Origin of the sequence: Yimella sp. RIT 621 (assembly GCF_004146205.1) — a bacterium.
Taxonomy (GTDB): Bacteria; Actinomycetota; Actinomycetes; order Actinomycetales; family Dermatophilaceae; genus Yimella; species Yimella lutea.
Map to the genome: position 1 here is coordinate 123342 of NZ_SEIP01000006.1, position 15340 is coordinate 138681.

Annotated in this window: 16 protein-coding genes; 11 read left to right on the forward strand and 5 right to left on the reverse strand. The window is 68.0% G+C overall.

What is annotated here, in order from left to right:
• Window positions 1–235: 235 nt before the first annotated feature.
• The 5 genes from EU513_RS07485 to EU513_RS07505 are packed head-to-tail and all read right to left on the reverse strand — an operon-like array spanning window position 236 to window position 4594.
• Window positions 236–925, reverse strand: coding sequence for an urease accessory protein UreD (locus EU513_RS07485; protein WP_129625269.1), 690 nt, complete (start codon window positions 923–925; stop codon window positions 236–238).
• Window positions 909–1628 (reverse strand): urease accessory protein UreG, encoded by a 720-nt coding sequence (ureG, locus tag EU513_RS07490; protein WP_129625342.1) that lies wholly within the window; start codon window positions 1626–1628, stop codon window positions 909–911. Before ureG ends, EU513_RS07485 begins: the two co-directional genes overlap by 17 nt.
• Window positions 1629–1632: 4 nt before the next feature.
• A complete protein-coding gene (locus tag EU513_RS07495; protein ID WP_129625270.1) occupies window positions 1633–2268 on the reverse strand; it encodes an urease accessory protein UreF in 636 nt (211 codons plus the stop codon).
• Window positions 2268–3977, reverse strand: a complete 1710-nt coding sequence (locus EU513_RS07500; RefSeq protein WP_129625271.1) for an urease subunit alpha — start codon at window positions 3975–3977, stop codon at window positions 2268–2270. The genes EU513_RS07495 and EU513_RS07500 overlap by 1 nt, the downstream gene beginning before the upstream one ends.
• On the reverse strand, window positions 3974–4594 hold the full coding sequence (locus EU513_RS07505) for an urease subunit gamma (protein WP_129625272.1): 621 nt from the start codon (window positions 4592–4594) through the stop codon (window positions 3974–3976). Before EU513_RS07505 ends, EU513_RS07500 begins: the two co-directional genes overlap by 4 nt.
• A gap of 246 nt (window positions 4595–4840) precedes the next feature.
• Between EU513_RS07505 and EU513_RS07510 the strand changes: the two genes are divergently transcribed.
• The 11 genes from EU513_RS07510 to EU513_RS07560 all read left to right on the forward strand — a co-directional run bounded on the left by EU513_RS07510 (window position 4841) and on the right by EU513_RS07560 (window position 15308).
• Window positions 4841–6283 (forward strand): HNH endonuclease signature motif containing protein, encoded by a 1443-nt coding sequence (locus EU513_RS07510; protein ID WP_240795964.1) that lies wholly within the window; start codon window positions 4841–4843, stop codon window positions 6281–6283.
• Between the two features lie 222 nt (window positions 6284–6505).
• Window positions 6506–6889: an NADH-quinone oxidoreductase subunit A gene (locus EU513_RS07515; protein WP_240795965.1), complete on the forward strand. Its 384-nt coding sequence runs from the start codon at window positions 6506–6508 to the stop codon at window positions 6887–6889.
• 7 nt (window positions 6890–6896) lie between these two features.
• Window positions 6897–7472: an NADH-quinone oxidoreductase subunit B gene (locus EU513_RS07520; RefSeq protein ID WP_305037032.1), complete on the forward strand. Its 576-nt coding sequence runs from the start codon at window positions 6897–6899 to the stop codon at window positions 7470–7472.
• Complete coding sequence (locus EU513_RS07525) at window positions 7465–7998, forward strand: NADH-quinone oxidoreductase subunit C (protein ID WP_129625274.1); 534 nt, start codon at window positions 7465–7467, stop codon at window positions 7996–7998. Before EU513_RS07520 ends, EU513_RS07525 begins: the two co-directional genes overlap by 8 nt.
• On the forward strand, window positions 7998–8966 hold the full coding sequence (gene nuoH / locus EU513_RS07530) for an NADH-quinone oxidoreductase subunit NuoH (RefSeq protein ID WP_129625275.1): 969 nt from the start codon (window positions 7998–8000) through the stop codon (window positions 8964–8966). Before EU513_RS07525 ends, nuoH begins: the two co-directional genes overlap by 1 nt.
• Window positions 8963–9478 carry an NADH-quinone oxidoreductase subunit I gene (locus tag EU513_RS07535; RefSeq protein ID WP_370447352.1) on the forward strand — a complete coding sequence of 172 codons (516 nt, stop codon included), beginning with the start codon at window positions 8963–8965 and terminating at the stop codon, window positions 9476–9478. Before nuoH ends, EU513_RS07535 begins: the two co-directional genes overlap by 4 nt.
• Complete coding sequence (locus EU513_RS07540; protein ID WP_129625276.1) at window positions 9475–10005, forward strand: NADH-quinone oxidoreductase subunit J; 531 nt, start codon at window positions 9475–9477, stop codon at window positions 10003–10005. The genes EU513_RS07535 and EU513_RS07540 overlap by 4 nt, the downstream gene beginning before the upstream one ends.
• Window positions 10002–10310 (forward strand): NADH-quinone oxidoreductase subunit NuoK, encoded by a 309-nt coding sequence (nuoK, locus tag EU513_RS07545; RefSeq protein WP_129625277.1) that lies wholly within the window; start codon window positions 10002–10004, stop codon window positions 10308–10310. Before EU513_RS07540 ends, nuoK begins: the two co-directional genes overlap by 4 nt.
• On the forward strand, window positions 10307–12373 hold the full coding sequence (locus EU513_RS07550; protein ID WP_129625278.1) for an NADH-quinone oxidoreductase subunit L: 2067 nt from the start codon (window positions 10307–10309) through the stop codon (window positions 12371–12373). The genes nuoK and EU513_RS07550 overlap by 4 nt, the downstream gene beginning before the upstream one ends.
• On the forward strand, window positions 12367–13863 hold the full coding sequence (locus EU513_RS07555; RefSeq protein ID WP_129625279.1) for a NuoM family protein: 1497 nt from the start codon (window positions 12367–12369) through the stop codon (window positions 13861–13863). The genes EU513_RS07550 and EU513_RS07555 overlap by 7 nt, the downstream gene beginning before the upstream one ends.
• On the forward strand, window positions 13860–15308 hold the full coding sequence (locus tag EU513_RS07560) for an NADH-quinone oxidoreductase subunit N (RefSeq protein ID WP_129625280.1): 1449 nt from the start codon (window positions 13860–13862) through the stop codon (window positions 15306–15308). The genes EU513_RS07555 and EU513_RS07560 overlap by 4 nt, the downstream gene beginning before the upstream one ends.
• The last annotated feature ends 32 nt before the right edge of the window (window positions 15309–15340 follow it).

Below are 15340 nucleotides of genomic sequence, written 5' to 3' on the forward strand. Positions count from 1 at the left end.
TTCTTAACGTCACGTTATACATACGTCGAGGGTGAGTGCGCGCACAGGGTCAACGTGTGGGTTGGTGGGACACGTACGTCCAGGACGCGGGCAAGCAGCCGCTCGCGCTCTAGTCCCGTGAACTCGACAGCACGATCTCGGGTGTGCGATCGGCGGTGATCGTCTCGCTGGTGATCTCGGCGATCTGGTGGCCGGCAGTCCGAGTGCCGACACCAAGGCGCCGGACGTCGACTGGTCACTGCCAGCGCGAGAAAATGCCTCGTTGCCGAGGCGATTCGTATGTGCGATGGATCGCTCCGGGGGAAGCGAGTTCGAAGATGTCGGTCGCCGGGGATGGGCGTCGGCCGACGATCGTGACCGTGTCGATCGTGCGGTGCTCGCCCAGATACCCGGGCAGGTCGCGATGGGAATCGTCGAGAACGAGGTGTTCCACAACGGCAGGCCGGGCGGCGTGCTCGATGAGGGTCTCGCAGTGCAGTTCGCCGCCGTGCTCACCGTGCCTGCCCAGACGGACGGCGTCGCGCATGAGTAGTTCGCCTCCTTCGGCCACGGCTGCATGCAATGAGCGGTGCACGATTGCACCGTCGCACACCACGAGCGGCTCGCCCCACCAGTGCAGGCTCGCGCCGGATGCGACGGTGAGGCGCGTCGTCCAACGAGCGCTGTGTCCCTGGCCGTCGTACGCCACGGTGGCGGCGACGTCGGTGAGGTCGAGTCGTACACCCTCACCCACCACGACCTCGAGCACGACGTGGTCACCGCCGAGAAGTAGGGCCTCGGTCGCGACCAGGGTGATGCTCAGCCGGTGACCTTGCTGGTGGGTGATGCGCGGCGACAGGACACCGGTGCGCATCCTCGTCCGGACGGTGTCTCCTGCGGGGTGTACCTCGATGCGGGTGGTGCGCGGTTCAGTGACTGTGGGCACCGGCGCCCGCGTGTTCGTGGGTGGTGCCGTCGGCGTGCGAATGCGGAGCCATCGGACCCGGGTCGATCGCCTGGTGGTCGCCCGCCCGGTAGGCGGCGAGGGTGGTGAGTACCCAGTCGGTGAGGGACTGCACGGACGCCGGATCGTTGCGCGACAGGGCGATCACCGGTCGGCCGTCGCGGGCTACCTCGCCCTCGTGCCGCATCAGTTGCGCATCGACGCCGACGAACGGCGCGAGATCGGTCTTGTTGACGATCAACATGTCGGCACGGGCGATGCCAGGGCCGCCCTTGCGGACGACGTCGCCGCCTCCCGCGACGTCGAGCACGAAGATCTGCGCATCGACGAGGGCCGGGCTGAAGGTTGCGGTGAGGTTGTCGCCGCCGGACTCGATCAACACGAGTTCCATTCCGGGGTAATCGGATTCGAGATCCTCGACGGCGGTCGCATTGGCCGTGATGTCGTCCCGGATCGCGGTGTGCGGGCACGCCCCCGTCTCCACGGCACGGATCCGGTCGGCGTCCAGGACTCCTGCGCTTCGGAGCATCCGGGCGTCCTCGTCGGTGTAGATGTCGTTGGTGATCACACCGAGGTCGAGCTGGGTGCCGAGTTCGCGGCAGAGCAGTCCGATGAGTGACGACTTGCCGGTGCCGACCGGTCCGGCGACGCCGAGTCGCATTGCGCGAGTGGGGTTTTCGAGCATGATGTCAGGCACGGAAGAGTCTCCTGGTGTGAGTGGGATGGGCGTGCTGCCACAGCTCCAACAGCGGGGCGGTTGCAGCCGGGATGTGGTCGGGCGAGGTCAGTTCGCGTACCGCGTCGACCACTTCGTCGATCTCGTCGGCAACGCCGAGCGACCAGCCGACGGTGTCGATCGGGTCGAGTGGCGCGAGTTTCAGGGCGGCGGACGCAACCGCCTGCACCTCGTCATGGCACACGACGCGGGCGGTCTCCTCGGCGTCCAGTCTCCAATGTGCGGCGAGCAGACCGACGGCGACCGGACGAGGGACGTCCGTGCGGCGATTCCAGCGAGCGTCCAGCCCGCCGCGTACGCCGAGCCGAAGGTAGCCGCGGGCAGCCTGGCAGGACGCCTCGCGCACCACGTGGCTGGGCGTGCGAGCGTTCCAGGCGCTGATGACGTCCTCGACACGTTCAGGGTCGGTGCGGGTCACCACCGCCGTCGCCGCGTCCACCCGAATGCTGGTGCGCAGGCGAGTGACGAGGAATTGTTCGATCTCGGCCTCGGGCATTCCTGCCAGAAGGGCCGGCTCGAGGGCGCCGGATTGGGTATGGCCGCCGGTGGGCAGACGCGCATCGGCGAGCAGCAGTGCATGACTGGACATCAGAAGAGTGAATAACGCTGTGCGAGTGGGAGTTCGGTAGCCGGTGACGGCTGCACAACCGCGCCGTCGATCGCGATCGTGAAGGTCTCCGGATCGATGTCGATGCGTGGACAGGCGTCGTTGAGCACCATGTCGGCCTTGGTCACCTCGCGGGTGTTGCGTACGGGCTGGATCTCGTGGCGAAGCCCGTAGCGATGACCGATGTCCGTGGCCAGGGGGCCCACGAACGTGATGCCGTGGGCGGCCTCGGCGGTCAGTGCGGGCCGCATGAGAACGGGCTGCGGGGTCGGGATGGACGCGTTCGGGTCGCCGAGTGCGGCGCGCACGATGGCGCCGCTCTTGACGACCACAGCAGGGCGGATGCCGAAGAAAGCCGGGTCCCACAGCACGAGGTCGGCGAGCTTGCCGGCCTCGACCGAGCCGACAAGGTGGTCGATGCCGTGCGCGATCGCCGGGTTGATCGTGTACTTCGCCACGTACCTGCGCGCTCGCAGATTGTCTGCCGCGCCGCCGAGGGATCCGACGCGGTGCTTCATCACGTGCGCGACCTGCCAGGTGCGGGTGATCACCTCGCCGATGCGTCCCATCGCCTGGGCGTCCGAGGAGGTCATCGACAGGGCGCCGAGGTCGTGCAGCAGGTCCTCGGCGGCGATCGTCGTGGCCCGGATCCGCGACTCGGCGAACGCCAGGTCCTCCGGTACGGACGGGTTGAGGTGATGGCAGACCATCAGCATGTCGAGGTGCTCGGCGACGGTGTTGACGGTGTGCGGAAGCGTCGGATTCGTCGATCCCGGAAGGACATTCGGGTGTGAGGCGATCGACATGATGTCGGGCGCGTGACCGCCGCCGGCGCCCTCGGTGTGGAAGGCGTGGATGGTGCGTCCGCCGATCGCGCGCAGCGTCGAGTCGACGTACCCGGCTTCGTTCAACGAGTCGCTGTGGAGTGCGACCTGCAGACCGAACTCGTCGGCTGCTCGCAGGGCGGCGTCGATCGCGGCGGGGGTCGAACCCCAGTCCTCGTGCACCTTGTAGGCAGCAGCTCCGGCCTCGGCCTGTTCGCGTAAACCGTTGTGGCTCACGGTATTTCCCTTACCCATGAGCAGCACGTTGATGGGCAGGTGGTCCAGGCCCTGCAGCACATTGCGCAGGTGCCAGGGTCCGGGTGTGACCGTGGTGGCCTTGGAACCCTCCGACGGCCCGGTGCCGCCGCCGCCCAGCGTGGTGAGTCCCGCGGCGAGGGCCTCGTGCACCTGGCTGGTCGACAAGAAGTGCACGTGCAGGTCGATGCCGCCGGCGGTCAAGATCTTGTGTTCGCCGCTGATGATGTCGGTCGAGGGGCCGATGCGCAGCGCCGGGTGGACGCCGTCCGTCACGTCCGGGTTGCCGGCCCGTCCGAGAGCGACGATCCGTCCGTCCTTGATGCCGACGTCCGCGCGGACGATGCCGGCGTGGTCGAGCACGGTGACGCCGGTGATGACGGTGTCGGGCGCGCCGTCGGCGCTGGTGGTCGACCCCTGCGCCATCGATTCCCGGATCGACTTGCCACCCCCGAAGACCGCTTCGTCGCCGTAGCTGATCGAGCCGTCGGGTCGTTCGGCGGTGAGGTCGCGTTCGATCTCGATCCACAGGTCGGTGTCGCCGAGCCGCACCTGATCGCCGGTGGTCGGTCCGTAGAGGTCGACGTACTTGCCGGCGCTGATGCGCGTCATCGTGGGTTCTCCTTCACCTGCAGGCCGGCCACCACGCGTTCGCCGCGCAGGCTGACGGCGCTCACCTCGCGGGAAACGCCCGGTTCGAATCGGACGGACGTGCCGCTCGGCACATCGAGCCGGAACCCCTGCGCCGCAGCGCGATCGAACTCGAGTGCCGGATTGGTGTCGGGCAGGTGGAAGTGCGAGCCGACTTGGATCGGACGGTCACCGGTGTTCGAGAGGGTGAGCGAGATGCGCTCGTCGGCCGGACGCGGATTGATTTCTCGCTCGGTCTGCGCCGGTCTGGTTGCGCCGGGCGCTTCGGCCGGCCCGCCTTGCACGGGATGGTGCAAGGTGACCAGCTTGCGTCCGTCCGGGAAAGTCGCCTCGACCTGGACGTCGTGAATCATCTCGGCGACGCCGTTCATCACCTGGTCGGCCGTGAGCACCTCGCGTCCTTCCTCCATCAATTGCGTCACCGACGCTCCGTCACGAGCGTGTTCGATCACCCAGGTCGACAGCAGTGCTACGGACTCGGGGTGGTTGAGCTTCACCCCGCGCGCGAGCCGGTCGCGGGCCACCATGCCGGCCACGGCCAGCAGCAGCTTCTCGGTGTCGGAGGGCATCAGGTGCATGACGGGTGACTCTGGCAAGCGGATGTGTCAGGGATGTTTCGTGGTTATTCCGGCGGTGGAAAGACTCGGCCGAGAGGTGGCGTGCGTGGTCAGGCGCGTTTGTCAACGGCATGAGTCGCGCTGTGGACAACTGCGTGCTCGGACGGGGGCTGTGGATACCAGCGGGTAGCGAATTTCGTTGTCAGCGAACGAAATTGGGGTATGGAAGGCCTTCCGTGCGGGTTCGAACACCTGTACGATAAGGACATGCTCGAGACCACCTCATACCCCGGCGAAGCAGCCGAATGCGCCTCGGCGGTGTCGGACGTGCTCGCCTCCGTGGAACGGTTGGCGTCGGTTTCCTCGAACCTCACCGATGTCGAACTCACAGCGACCGCGCAGTCGTTGGTGGTGATGATGCAGCAGGCCGAGGCCTCGCTGGTCGCCTTGACGGCGGACGCGATCGGTCGGGGTGTGATCGACCGGTCCACCGCCGCGGACACGTCCCAGTGGGTGCAACGCTTGTCGACCGGTGAACCCGTACACGGGTTGTTGGGCGCGCAGACCCTGTCGGTGGCAGGCCCTCTGGTGCCCGTGGCCTCGGCGAGCAGCGAACCCACCAGTGACCCGGCCGGCGTCGCCGGGGAAGCGGTCGTCTCGACCGTGTTGCGGTCGGGGATCGAGCCGGCGCACGCGGCCCGGATCAGCAAACTCGCCGATGCGTGCCGGTCGCCGTTGAATCAGGTGTTGGCGGACGCGGTGTGCACCGCAAGCGTGAACACCACCATCGCCAAGACCGCGCTCGACAACATCGACAAGGTCAAATCGGTGCTGCCCACGGCGGACCGGGGTGAGGTGTTCTCCTGGTTCCTCGGCCTGGAACCCGGGTCCGGCGCCAAAGCAGTCCACGAACTGACCAAACGAATCATGGCGGCATTCGGTGATGAAGTCCTGGACGACACGGAAGACGCCGTCCGGCCACACGAATCATTGACCTGGATGAACCTGCCCGAGGGCATGGTCCGGTTGATCGCGGACCTGTCACCCGACCACGCAGAAATCGTGAAGCACGCCATCGGTGCGTTGTCCGCCCCGGCGCCGGTCACCGATTGCTGTGACGAGCCGAACCACCGCCACAACGAGGGTGCTGCGAAGACGGGTGAACCGGACACTCGGTCCCCGGGTAAACGACGCGCGGACGCGCTACTCACGCTGATCGCCATGGGCGCCCAAGGGATCGACGGCGACGGCAGCATCAAGACGTTCGGTTCGGCCCGGCTGGTCGTGACCATCGACTACGAGGTGCTCGCCAAAGCCCTCGCCGGACTCGGGGTCACCGACACCGGGGTAGGTGTCACCCCCGACACGATCCGACAACTCGCCTGCGATGCGGAGATCATCCCGATGGTCCTCGGCTCCAAGAGTCAGCCCCTGGATGTCGGACGCAAAGTCCGGTTGGTCGACAAAGAACTCCGAAGAACCGTGATCCAACGCGACAAACACTGCACCTACGACGGATGCACCCGACCACCCGTCATGTGCGAAGTCCACCACGTCGTGGCCTGGTGGGCAGGCGGCGAAACCTCCCTCAACAACTCCGCCCTGCTGTGCACCACCCACCACCGCATCGTCCACCGCGACCACCTCACCGCCACCGTCACCGACAACGCCGTCACCTGGCACCACCACAAGAACGCCTCGGCAGCCTGATCAGGCTCGGCGGCGTCACCACGAGCAGCGTTCGGGTGGTCTCGATCCCTTCGACGCTCGTCCCTCGCGTCGGCTCAGGACGGGGGTCCGCTGTCGCTTCGCGCCTGCTCGACCAGCGTTCGGGTGGTCTCGAGCGTGATCCAAGGAGAACGCGCCGGTGCGCGATTGTCCGTCATCCGTGGCGTTCATGGGGATTTCGGGCAACTTGGTTAGTCTGCTCGGGTGCGTTCCGGACTCAGTGGCTACCTCGTGCTCGGTGGGGTCGGTGTCGCCGGAATCCTGCTGTTCGTGGCCGCGATGATCGCGCGCCGTCTGCTTGCGCCGGTCGATCCGAACCCCGCGAAGCTGGCGACCTATGAATCGGGCGTCGACCCGGTCGGCACGGGCTGGGCGCAGACCAAGGTCCGCTACTTGGCGTACGCCTTCCTCTACCTGGTGTTCGCGATCGACACCGTCTATCTGTTCCCTTGGGCTCTCGTGCTGCGCGACAGCCGCCTGGGAATGACCAGCCTGGTCGAGATGGGCATCTTCATCAGCGTCCTGCTGGTCGGGCTCGCGCACGCGGCCCGCCGCGGCGTGCTCAGTTGGGTGAGCGATGTCGACTGACCTGCCCATGCCCACGGTCGGACCCATGCAGTCGGCCGCGCCCAAGCCGATGCGCATCGTCCTCAACTGGGGACGCCGCTACTCGCTCTGGGTCTTCAACTTCGGATTGGCCTGCTGCGCCATCGAATTCATCGCTGCGTCCATGTCACGGCACGACTTCATCCGGTTCGGTGTCATCCCGTTCGCACCCGGACCGAGGCAGGCCGACCTCATGGTGGTCAGCGGCACCGTCACCGACAAGATGGCGCCCGCGATCCGCCGGCTGTACGACCAGATGCCGGAACCCAAGTACGTCATCTCGTTCGGTGCATGCTCCAACTCCGGTGGCCCGTACTGGGATTCGTACTGCGTCACCAAGGGTGTCGACCAGCTGATTCCGGTCGACGTCTACGTACCCGGGTGCCCGCCGCGACCGGAAGCCCTCCTGCAGGGAATCCTGGTGTTGCAGGAGAAGATCGCGAGTGAGCGGGTGAGCACGAAAGCGTTGCGTGCCAAGGCTGCCCGGTACGCCGACAACCGCACCGCGGCGAGCGCGCTGCAGCGCCCGGTCGTCAAACCGCCGACGGGCGGCGCTGATGACTGACGAATTGACCACCATCTGCGAACGCTCGACATGGGTGGAGCAAGCCGGCAAGCTCTGGGCCGAAGGCTTCGACTTCTTCGACTTCCTCACCGCGGTCGACCACCTCGACGACGTCGAGGAGCCGGGCTTCGACGTCGTGCTGCACGTGTACGACATCACCCCCGGCGCCCTGCGTGAAGCCTTCCTGCGCACCCGCGTCCCCGACGGCACGTCGCTGTCGAGCCTGACCTGGGTATGGCCGGGTGCGGCCTGGCACGAGCGCGAGACCCACGAGATGTTCGGCATCGACTTCACCGGCTTCACCGACGCCTCCGGACGCGGGATGCGTCCGCTGCTGCTGCCGGAAGGTTTCGAGGGCACCCCGCTGCGCAAGTCGTTCGTGCTGGCCAGCCGTGTTTCCAAGCCGTGGCCCGGCGCGAAGGAGCCCGGCGAGGGCGCGACCGCCCACGCCGCGAAAGCCGGTCGCGCGCCGCGTCGCAAGCTGCAACCGCCCGGCGTCCCGGACGAGAGCTGGGGACCCCGCTGATGGACGTCGCGATCGAGGTGATGCTGCGCAGCGCCGCCGTGCTGGCGGCGTTCCTCGTGCTGCCGCTGGTCGTCGGTCAGACCGAGCACAAGACGATGGGCCACATGCAGGGCCGGGTCGGTCCGATGTACGCCGGTGGTTTTCACGGCTGGGCCCAACTGGTCGCCGACGGGGTGAAGTTCGTCCAGAAGGAGGACATCACCCCGTACGCCGCCGACCGTGGAGTGTTCCGAACCGCGCCTGCGCTCGGGCTGGTCAGCTACATGATGGCGCTCGCGGTGATTCCGCTCGGGCCCGGCACGATCGCCGCCAACGTTCCGGCATCCCTGCTCGTGGTGCTCGCGGTCAGTGCGATCGGCACGGTCGGCACGCTGATGGCCGGGTGGGCGTCCGGCAACAAGTACTCCCTGCTCGGCGGGCTGCGCTCGGCCGCCCAACTGGTCTCCTACGAGTTGCCGCTCCTGCTCGCCTGCGCCTCCTTCGCGATGGCCGCCGGCTCGCTGTCCCTGGTGGAGATCGCCCACGCGTGGACCCCCTGGTGGCTGCTGTGGCAGCTGCCCGGAGCGATCGTCTTCCTCATCGCCGCCACGGCCGAGCTGCAGCGTCCCCCGTTCGACATGCCGGTCGCCGACTCCGAACTCGTGCTCGGTCCGTACACCGAGTACACCGGGTTGCGGTTCGCCCTCTTCCTGCTCGCCGAGTACGCCGGCATCGTCGTGATGTCGCTGCTGTTCGCGGTGCTCTACCTCGGCGGCTGGACCGGACCGTTCGACGGCGTCCTCGCCTGGGTCTGGACGCTGCTCAAGGGTTTCGTGATCGCGGTGTTGATCATCTGGATCCGTGTCTCGTGGCCGCGCCTGCGGGAGGACCAGCTGCAGCGGTTCGCCTGGCTCGGCCTCGTGCCGCTCGCCCTGTTCCAGGTCGCGATCACCGCGGTCGGTGTCGTTCTGATCGGAGACAAACTGTGACCGAGAAGAAGAAGTCCGGTTTCATCCCTGGACTCATCTCCGGGATGGCCACCACCGCCAAGACCGCCATGCGGCCGGCCGACACCCAGCACTATCCGGACGAGAAGCCGGCCCTGCCGCCCCGCTCGCGCGGAGTGATCGCGCTGCAGGCCGACAATTGCACCTCGTGCATGCTCTGCGCCCGCGAATGCCCCGACTGGTGCATCTACATCGACTCGCACAAGGAGACGATCCCGCCGGCCACCGAGGGAGGTCGCGCGCGTCAACAGAACGTGCTCGACCGGTTCGCTATCGACTTCAGCCTGTGCATGTACTGCGGCATCTGCATCGAGGTGTGCCCGTTCGACGCGCTGTTCTGGAGCCCGGAGTTCGAGTACGCCGAGACCGACATCCGCGACCTGCTGCACGAGAAGGACCGGCTGGGGGAGTGGATGGCCACCGTCCCGCCACCGGCAGCGATCGACCCCGGTGCCGACCTGACGAAGACCGATGGACCAGAGGCGGATTCGTGACCACACACGACGTCTTCTTCACCATCGTCGGAGTGCTCTGCCTGGCCAGTGCGGTCCTCGCCGTGACGACCAAGCACATCCTGCACTCGGCCTTGTGGCTCGTGGTCAGCCTCGGCACCCTCGCCGGTTGCTACCTCGTGCTCGGTGCCGAGTTCGTCGCACTGGTGCAGTTGGTGGTCTACGTCGGCGCGGTCGTCGTGCTGATCCTGTTCGCACTCATGCTGACCCGCGCACCCATCGGTCGCTCGAAGGCGCACGACACCCCACGCGTCCAACGCGCCGCTGCGCTCGTGCTCAGTGCCGCCACCGCGACCCTCATCGGTGCCGCGCTGATCACCGGGTTCGGCACCGGCAAGGTCAGCCTGCGACCGAACACCACCGAGCAACTGGCCACCCAGATCTTCGCCACCTGGTCGTGGCCGTTCGAACTCTTGTCGTTGTTGCTGCTGATCGCGCTGGTCACCGCAATCATGCTGTCCCGCGTACAACTCGACGAGGTGTACGACGACGAAGAGGTGGACGCGTGATCCACCTGTGGTTGCCGCTCGCGCTGTCGGCGGCACTCTTCGGCGTCGGTCTGTACGGCGTGCTCGCCCGGCGCAACGCCGTGCTGGTGCTGATCGGGGTCGAGCTCATGCTCGGTGCCGCGGGTCTTCTGCTGATCACCGCCGGGGTGAAGTTCTCCGACACCGTCCTGGCCGGTCAGACGCTCACCGTCTTCCTCATCACGATCGCCGCCGCCGAGATCGCCGTGGCGCTCGGGCTCGTCGTGCTCGCCTACCGCGCACGCGGCAACATCGATGTCACCGCTGCTCGAGGTGACGACGAGTGAAGACACCCCACGAAGTTCTCCACTCGTCCATCGCTGCGATAGTTCGCGAGGACCCCGTACTCGACACCACCACGGGTGCGCTCGACCTGATGCTCCAACCCAGTCACCTGGCGATCCTGCTGCCCACCCTCGGCGCCTTGTTGGTGCTGCTGTTCCGCAGCCCGAACGCGGTCGCCGCGTGGATCGTCCGGATCACCGGTTTCCTCGGTCTGCTGGCGCCGGCCTGGCTGGTCTGGCAGTCGATGCGCGGTGGGCTGCGGTCGAGCGTGCCGACCGTCGGCGTCCCGATCAGTTCAGCCGAACTCACGCTGCCGCTCCAACTGCACGTCACCCGACTCGGCATTCTCATGGCCTGCGCGGTGGCGCTGGTGTCGCTGGTCGTGCAGATGTTCGGGCGTTGGTACCTCTACAACGACCCGCGGTACCGCTCGTTCGCTGCGACCGTCGCGCTCTTCACCGCCGCCATGCAATTGGTTGTGCTCAGCGGTGACGTGGTGCTGACCCTCATCGGCTGGGAGCTGATGGGCTGGTGCTCCTACGTCCTCATCGGCCACGAATCCGAGCGGGCGAAGGCCCGTCGCGCGTCCTACAAGGCGTTCCTGGTGACTCGTCTGGCCGATGCGCCGTTCTACATCGGGCTCGTCGCGCTCGCGAGTTGGGCGAAGACGACCTCCATCCCGGGCATCATCGAGTTCTGGAGCGCCCACCCGCAGCGCTCGCTCACGGTGGCGTTGCTGTGCATCGTGTGCGGCGTCGCCGGAAAGTCCGCGCTGGTGCCCTTCCAGGACTGGCTGGCCGACGCGATGGAAGGCCCGACGCCTGCGTCCGCCCTCATCCATGCGGCCACGATGGTCGCGGCCGGCACCTACCTGGTCAGCGTCCTGCACCCGCTCTTCCTGGTCGCCCCGAGGGCCACGCTCGCACTCGCGATCCTCGCCGGGATCACGACCGTCGTCGGTGCGCTGCTGGCCTTCTTGCAGCACGACCTGAAGAAGCTGCTCGCCTGGTCGACCGTCTCGCAGATGGGGCTCATGCTCACCGGCCTCGCCGGTCTTCCGGACGCGGTCAGGCCGGACGTCGTCGTGCTGCACCTGCTCGCGCACGCCGGCTTCAAGGCGTTGCTCTTCCTGATGGTCGGCTGGCTCGCGGTGCTGGTCGGCGGCACGATCGTCGAGCGCATGTCCGGCGCAGTCACCACCCACCACAAGACCCGTTGGCTCGTCGGCAGCGGCCTGCTGGCGCTCGCCGGCATCCCGCCGCTGTTCGGCTTCGTGTCCAAGGACCTCATCGTCGACGAGGTCTTCAAGGGCGTTGCCGACGGACGGCAGTCCTCCTACGTGGCCGCCGTCGCGCTCGTGCTGGTCATCCCGCTCACCGCCGCGTACGCGATGCGTGCCTGGCTGGTCCTGACCCACCAGACGGTGCTGCAGCGCCACTTCGTCATGGACGTGCTCGACGACTCGCACTCGGTGCAGGAAGTCGGCCTGATGGACCTGCTGGTCGAGGGTGAGCCGGTGGACGAGTTCGGTCGCCCGCTGCGCCGCGAACCCGAGCCTGAGCCCGAACCGGAAGTCGTCCTGCCGCGTCCGCCGTGGCCGACCCGCATGGGTCTGGGCCTGCTGGCGTTGATCAGCATCGGCGGCGGCGCGCTCATCCTGAGCCCCTGGCTCGACATCGACTACATGCACCCGCAGTGGCTGATCGTGGCCGCAGGGCTGCTCGCGATCGCCGCCGCCGGTTTGCTGGTGCGGGCGCTGTCGGTACGCACCACCTTCGGGGACGCCGCGTCCCGCCTGCCGTTGTACCTGCGCACGTTCGCCTCCCGCGGCGCCGACGTCGACCGGCTCTACCTCGCGCTGGTCGCCCGGCCGGTCGAGATGCTCGCCGGTGTGGTCGCCCGCGCGGACGCGATGCTGGAGCGCGGGGTTCGCGCCCTGGGTACCGGTGCGCTCACCCTCGCCACCCGCAGCGGACGCGTGCACACCGGCGCCCCGTCGGTCGGTCTGGTCGCCCTCGCCTGCGGCGTCGTGCTGGCCGGAGTGCTGGGGGTGACGCTGTGGTGATCATCCTGCTGGCTCTCGTGCTGGTGCCACTCGTCACCGGATTCGCGCTCGTGGGCGGCGGACGCTGGCCACGCGCCGTCGGCGAGACCTCTGCCTTCGCAGCCGCGGCGCTCGCCGCGGCTGCGACCACCGCCCTCGCCGTCGTGGTGTCGATCCAGCGGCCGGACTTCGACCGGCAATGGGTGCCCTCGCTCGGCCTGCGCTTCCACCTCGGTGTCGACGGCATCAGCATTCCGCTGATCGTCCTCACCGCCGCGATCGGTCTGCTCGCGGTGCTGCACCGCCGGGTCGATGACCGATCCGGTTCGGACGCAACGTATTTCGGTTGTCTGCTGATCGTGGTCGGTGGCGCGCTGCTCGGCTTCCTGGCCCGCGACGCGATCCTGTTCTTCATCGCCTTCGAGATGGTCCTCGTGCCGATGTGGGTGCTGATCGCGGTCTTCGGCGACCAGCGGGACCGCGAGAACACCCGCCGTGCCGCACTGATGTTCGTGCTCTACACGGTGCTCGGATCGACGCTGATGCTCGCCGGCATCCTGGCGCTCGTCCTCGCCGCCGGTACCGCCGACCTCACCGAGCTCGCTCGTGGCGTCTCCCTCAGCGCGCCCCAGCAGACCGCCATTGCCGCGATGCTGCTGGCTGGGTTCGCGGTGAAGGTGCCGCTGTGGCCGCTGCATTCCTGGCTTCCGGCCGCACACACCGCGGCACCCACCGGTGGCTCGATGCTGCTGGCCGCCGTGCTGCTGAAGCTCGGCACCTACGGCGTCGTCCGGCTGCTCGTCGCACCGTTGCGCGAAGGCTGGCAGACGCTCGCACCCCTCGTCGGCGTGCTGGCGGTCATCGGCATCGTCTGGGCCGGTCTGGTCTGCCTCGTCGAACCGTCACTCAAACGCCTGATCGCCTACTCCTCGGTGGCCCACATGGGTGTCGTGATGCTGGCGCTCGCGACCGGCACCGAACTCGGTCTCAAGGCGGCTCTCTTCGGCAACATCAGCCACGGACTCATCTCGGCGCTGTTGTTCGCAGTGGTCGGCGGACTCAAGCAGCGCTGGCACGACGACCGCCTGGACGTGCCTCGCGAGGCCGTCCGCGACGTCAGCCCCCGCCTGGGTTTCGCGCTGCTCTTCGGCCTCGCCGCCTCCCTCGGTCTGCCGCCGCTGGCCGGCTTCTGGTCCGAGTTGCTCACCCTCCTCGCTGCGTGGCAACCGGCATCCGATCGGACGCTGTTCAAGGTGCTGGCCGCCGTGGCCGCGATCGGTGCCGTGCTCGGCGCCGCGTACGCACTGCGCGTCGCGCGCACCGTCTGGGGCGGCTCGTCCGACCGCAGCGAACGCGTGGTGCCCGAGCCCGCGCCCTGGCGTGACGTGTCCGCGCTGGAGTGGCTGGTGATCGCGACATTGATCCTCGCGATCGCGATGCTCGGTGTCTGGCCGACCGGGCTGCTCGATCTGATGGCCCCTGCCGTCGATCAGTCGGGAGCAATCCGATGAACATCAACGTGCACTGGCTGCCGCTGCTCCCGGTGATCATCCCGGCGGTCACAGCCGTCTTCGTCCTGGTGATCGACGCAGTCGTGCCCCGCCGACGCACCGTCCACTTCCTCGTGGCGGCCCTCGCCCTGGCCGCGGCCACCGCGAGCACCGTCCCCTCGCTGACGCGGGTGTTCGACGATCCGGCCACCTCGTTGTGTCAACCGGAGGGCAACTGCTTCTACGTCGTCGACAACGTCTCTGCGGGTCTGCAGGCGACCGCGCTGCTCTCGGCACTCGTCGTCACGTTGCTCGCGGCGCCGATCCGGATCGCGAAGTCGCACAGTGTGATTCAGGTGTCGGCCCTGCTGTCCGTGACCGCGGGCGCCACGGGCGTCGTCGCCGCCCGCGACCTCCCCGCGTGGCTGGTGATGCTCGAACTCGCGACCGTCCCCACCATCGCGCTGGTCGCCGTCCGCGCCCGCCGCACGGCGGTGGACGGCGCGCTCAACCTGCTGACGACGTCGCTGGTCTCCTTCGCGGTGACGGCGATGGGTGTGGCGATGTGGTTCGCCGCCACCGGTTCGGCCACCTTCGACGCCGACACCGTGCAGGTCGCGATCGACAACCCCGACACCCGCCCGATGCTCGCCGTCGCGCTGATGCTGATCGTCGCCGGTGTCGGGTTCAAGCTGTCGCTCGTGCCCTTTCACGTGTGGACTCCCGAGGGGTACGCGGGTGCGTCCGTCCCGATGACCGCGCTGCTTGCGACGGTGTCCAAGATCGCTGCACTGGGGGCGTTGCTGGTGGTCGCCCGCCCGATCGCCGCGGTCGGGGGAGCGGCCATGGTCGCGCTGGCGGTCATCGCGGTGCTGTCGATGACGCTCGGCAACGTCATGGCGCTGCGTGAGAACGACACGCTGCGCTTCCTGGCGTGGTCCTCGGTCTCCCAGGCCGGCTGGATCGTGCTGCCGCTGGCCACCTCGTCCAGCCGTGCGGTGCACGCCGCGGCCGCGTACGTCGTCATCTACGCCGTCGCCACGCTCGGCATCTTCATCGCGCTCACCGCGGTCGCCCACCAGCAGGGACGCTGCGCAGTCACCGCGTTCGATGCTCTGCGCGGACTCGGACGACGACAGCCGTGGACCGGCGTCCTGCTCTCGCTCGGTCTGTTGACTCTCGCCGGTCTGCCTCCCGCGATCGGCGGTGTGCTGGCGAAGGTCGCGGTGCTGCACCCCGTCGCGGACGAGCGGCAGTGGGTCCTGCTGGTACTCGCCGCGATCAACGCGATGATCGGCGTCGCGGTGTACCTGCGATGGGTGTGGCAGATCTTCAGCTCCGGCGGTGACACCGTCGACCGTGGTCTGCGTGCCCACCCGCTGCACCTGATCCTGCTCGTTGCCGGGGTGCCCGCGCTGGTCGTCGTGAACCTCGCGCCCCAGCTGTTGTTCTGGCTGGTCGACTGAACGGACGCCCGCAATCCCGCGGTCGTTCGGCG

Excerpts from the sequence above, each read along its gene's own strand:
- ureG (WP_129625342.1), bottom strand. The coding sequence starts at position 1,628 with ATGCTCGAAAACCCCACTCGCGCAATGCGACTCGGCGTCGCCGGACCG.
- EU513_RS07495 (WP_129625270.1), bottom strand. The coding sequence starts at position 2,268 with ATGTCCAGTCATGCACTGCTGCTCGCCGATGCGCGTCTGCCCACCGGC.
- EU513_RS07500 (WP_129625271.1), bottom strand. The coding sequence starts at position 3,977 with ATGACGCGCATCAGCGCCGGCAAGTACGTCGACCTCTACGGACCGACC.
- EU513_RS07505 (WP_129625272.1), bottom strand. The coding sequence starts at position 4,594 with ATGCACCTGATGCCCTCCGACACCGAGAAGCTGCTGCTGGCCGTGGCC.
- EU513_RS07510 (WP_240795964.1), top strand. The coding sequence starts at position 4,841 with ATGCTCGAGACCACCTCATACCCCGGCGAAGCAGCCGAATGCGCCTCG.
- EU513_RS07520 (WP_305037032.1), top strand. The coding sequence starts at position 6,897 with ATGCCCACGGTCGGACCCATGCAGTCGGCCGCGCCCAAGCCGATGCGC.
- EU513_RS07525 (WP_129625274.1), top strand. The coding sequence starts at position 7,465 with ATGACTGACGAATTGACCACCATCTGCGAACGCTCGACATGGGTGGAG.
- nuoH (WP_129625275.1), top strand. The coding sequence starts at position 7,998 with ATGGACGTCGCGATCGAGGTGATGCTGCGCAGCGCCGCCGTGCTGGCG.
- EU513_RS07560 (WP_129625280.1), top strand. The coding sequence starts at position 13,860 with ATGAACATCAACGTGCACTGGCTGCCGCTGCTCCCGGTGATCATCCCG.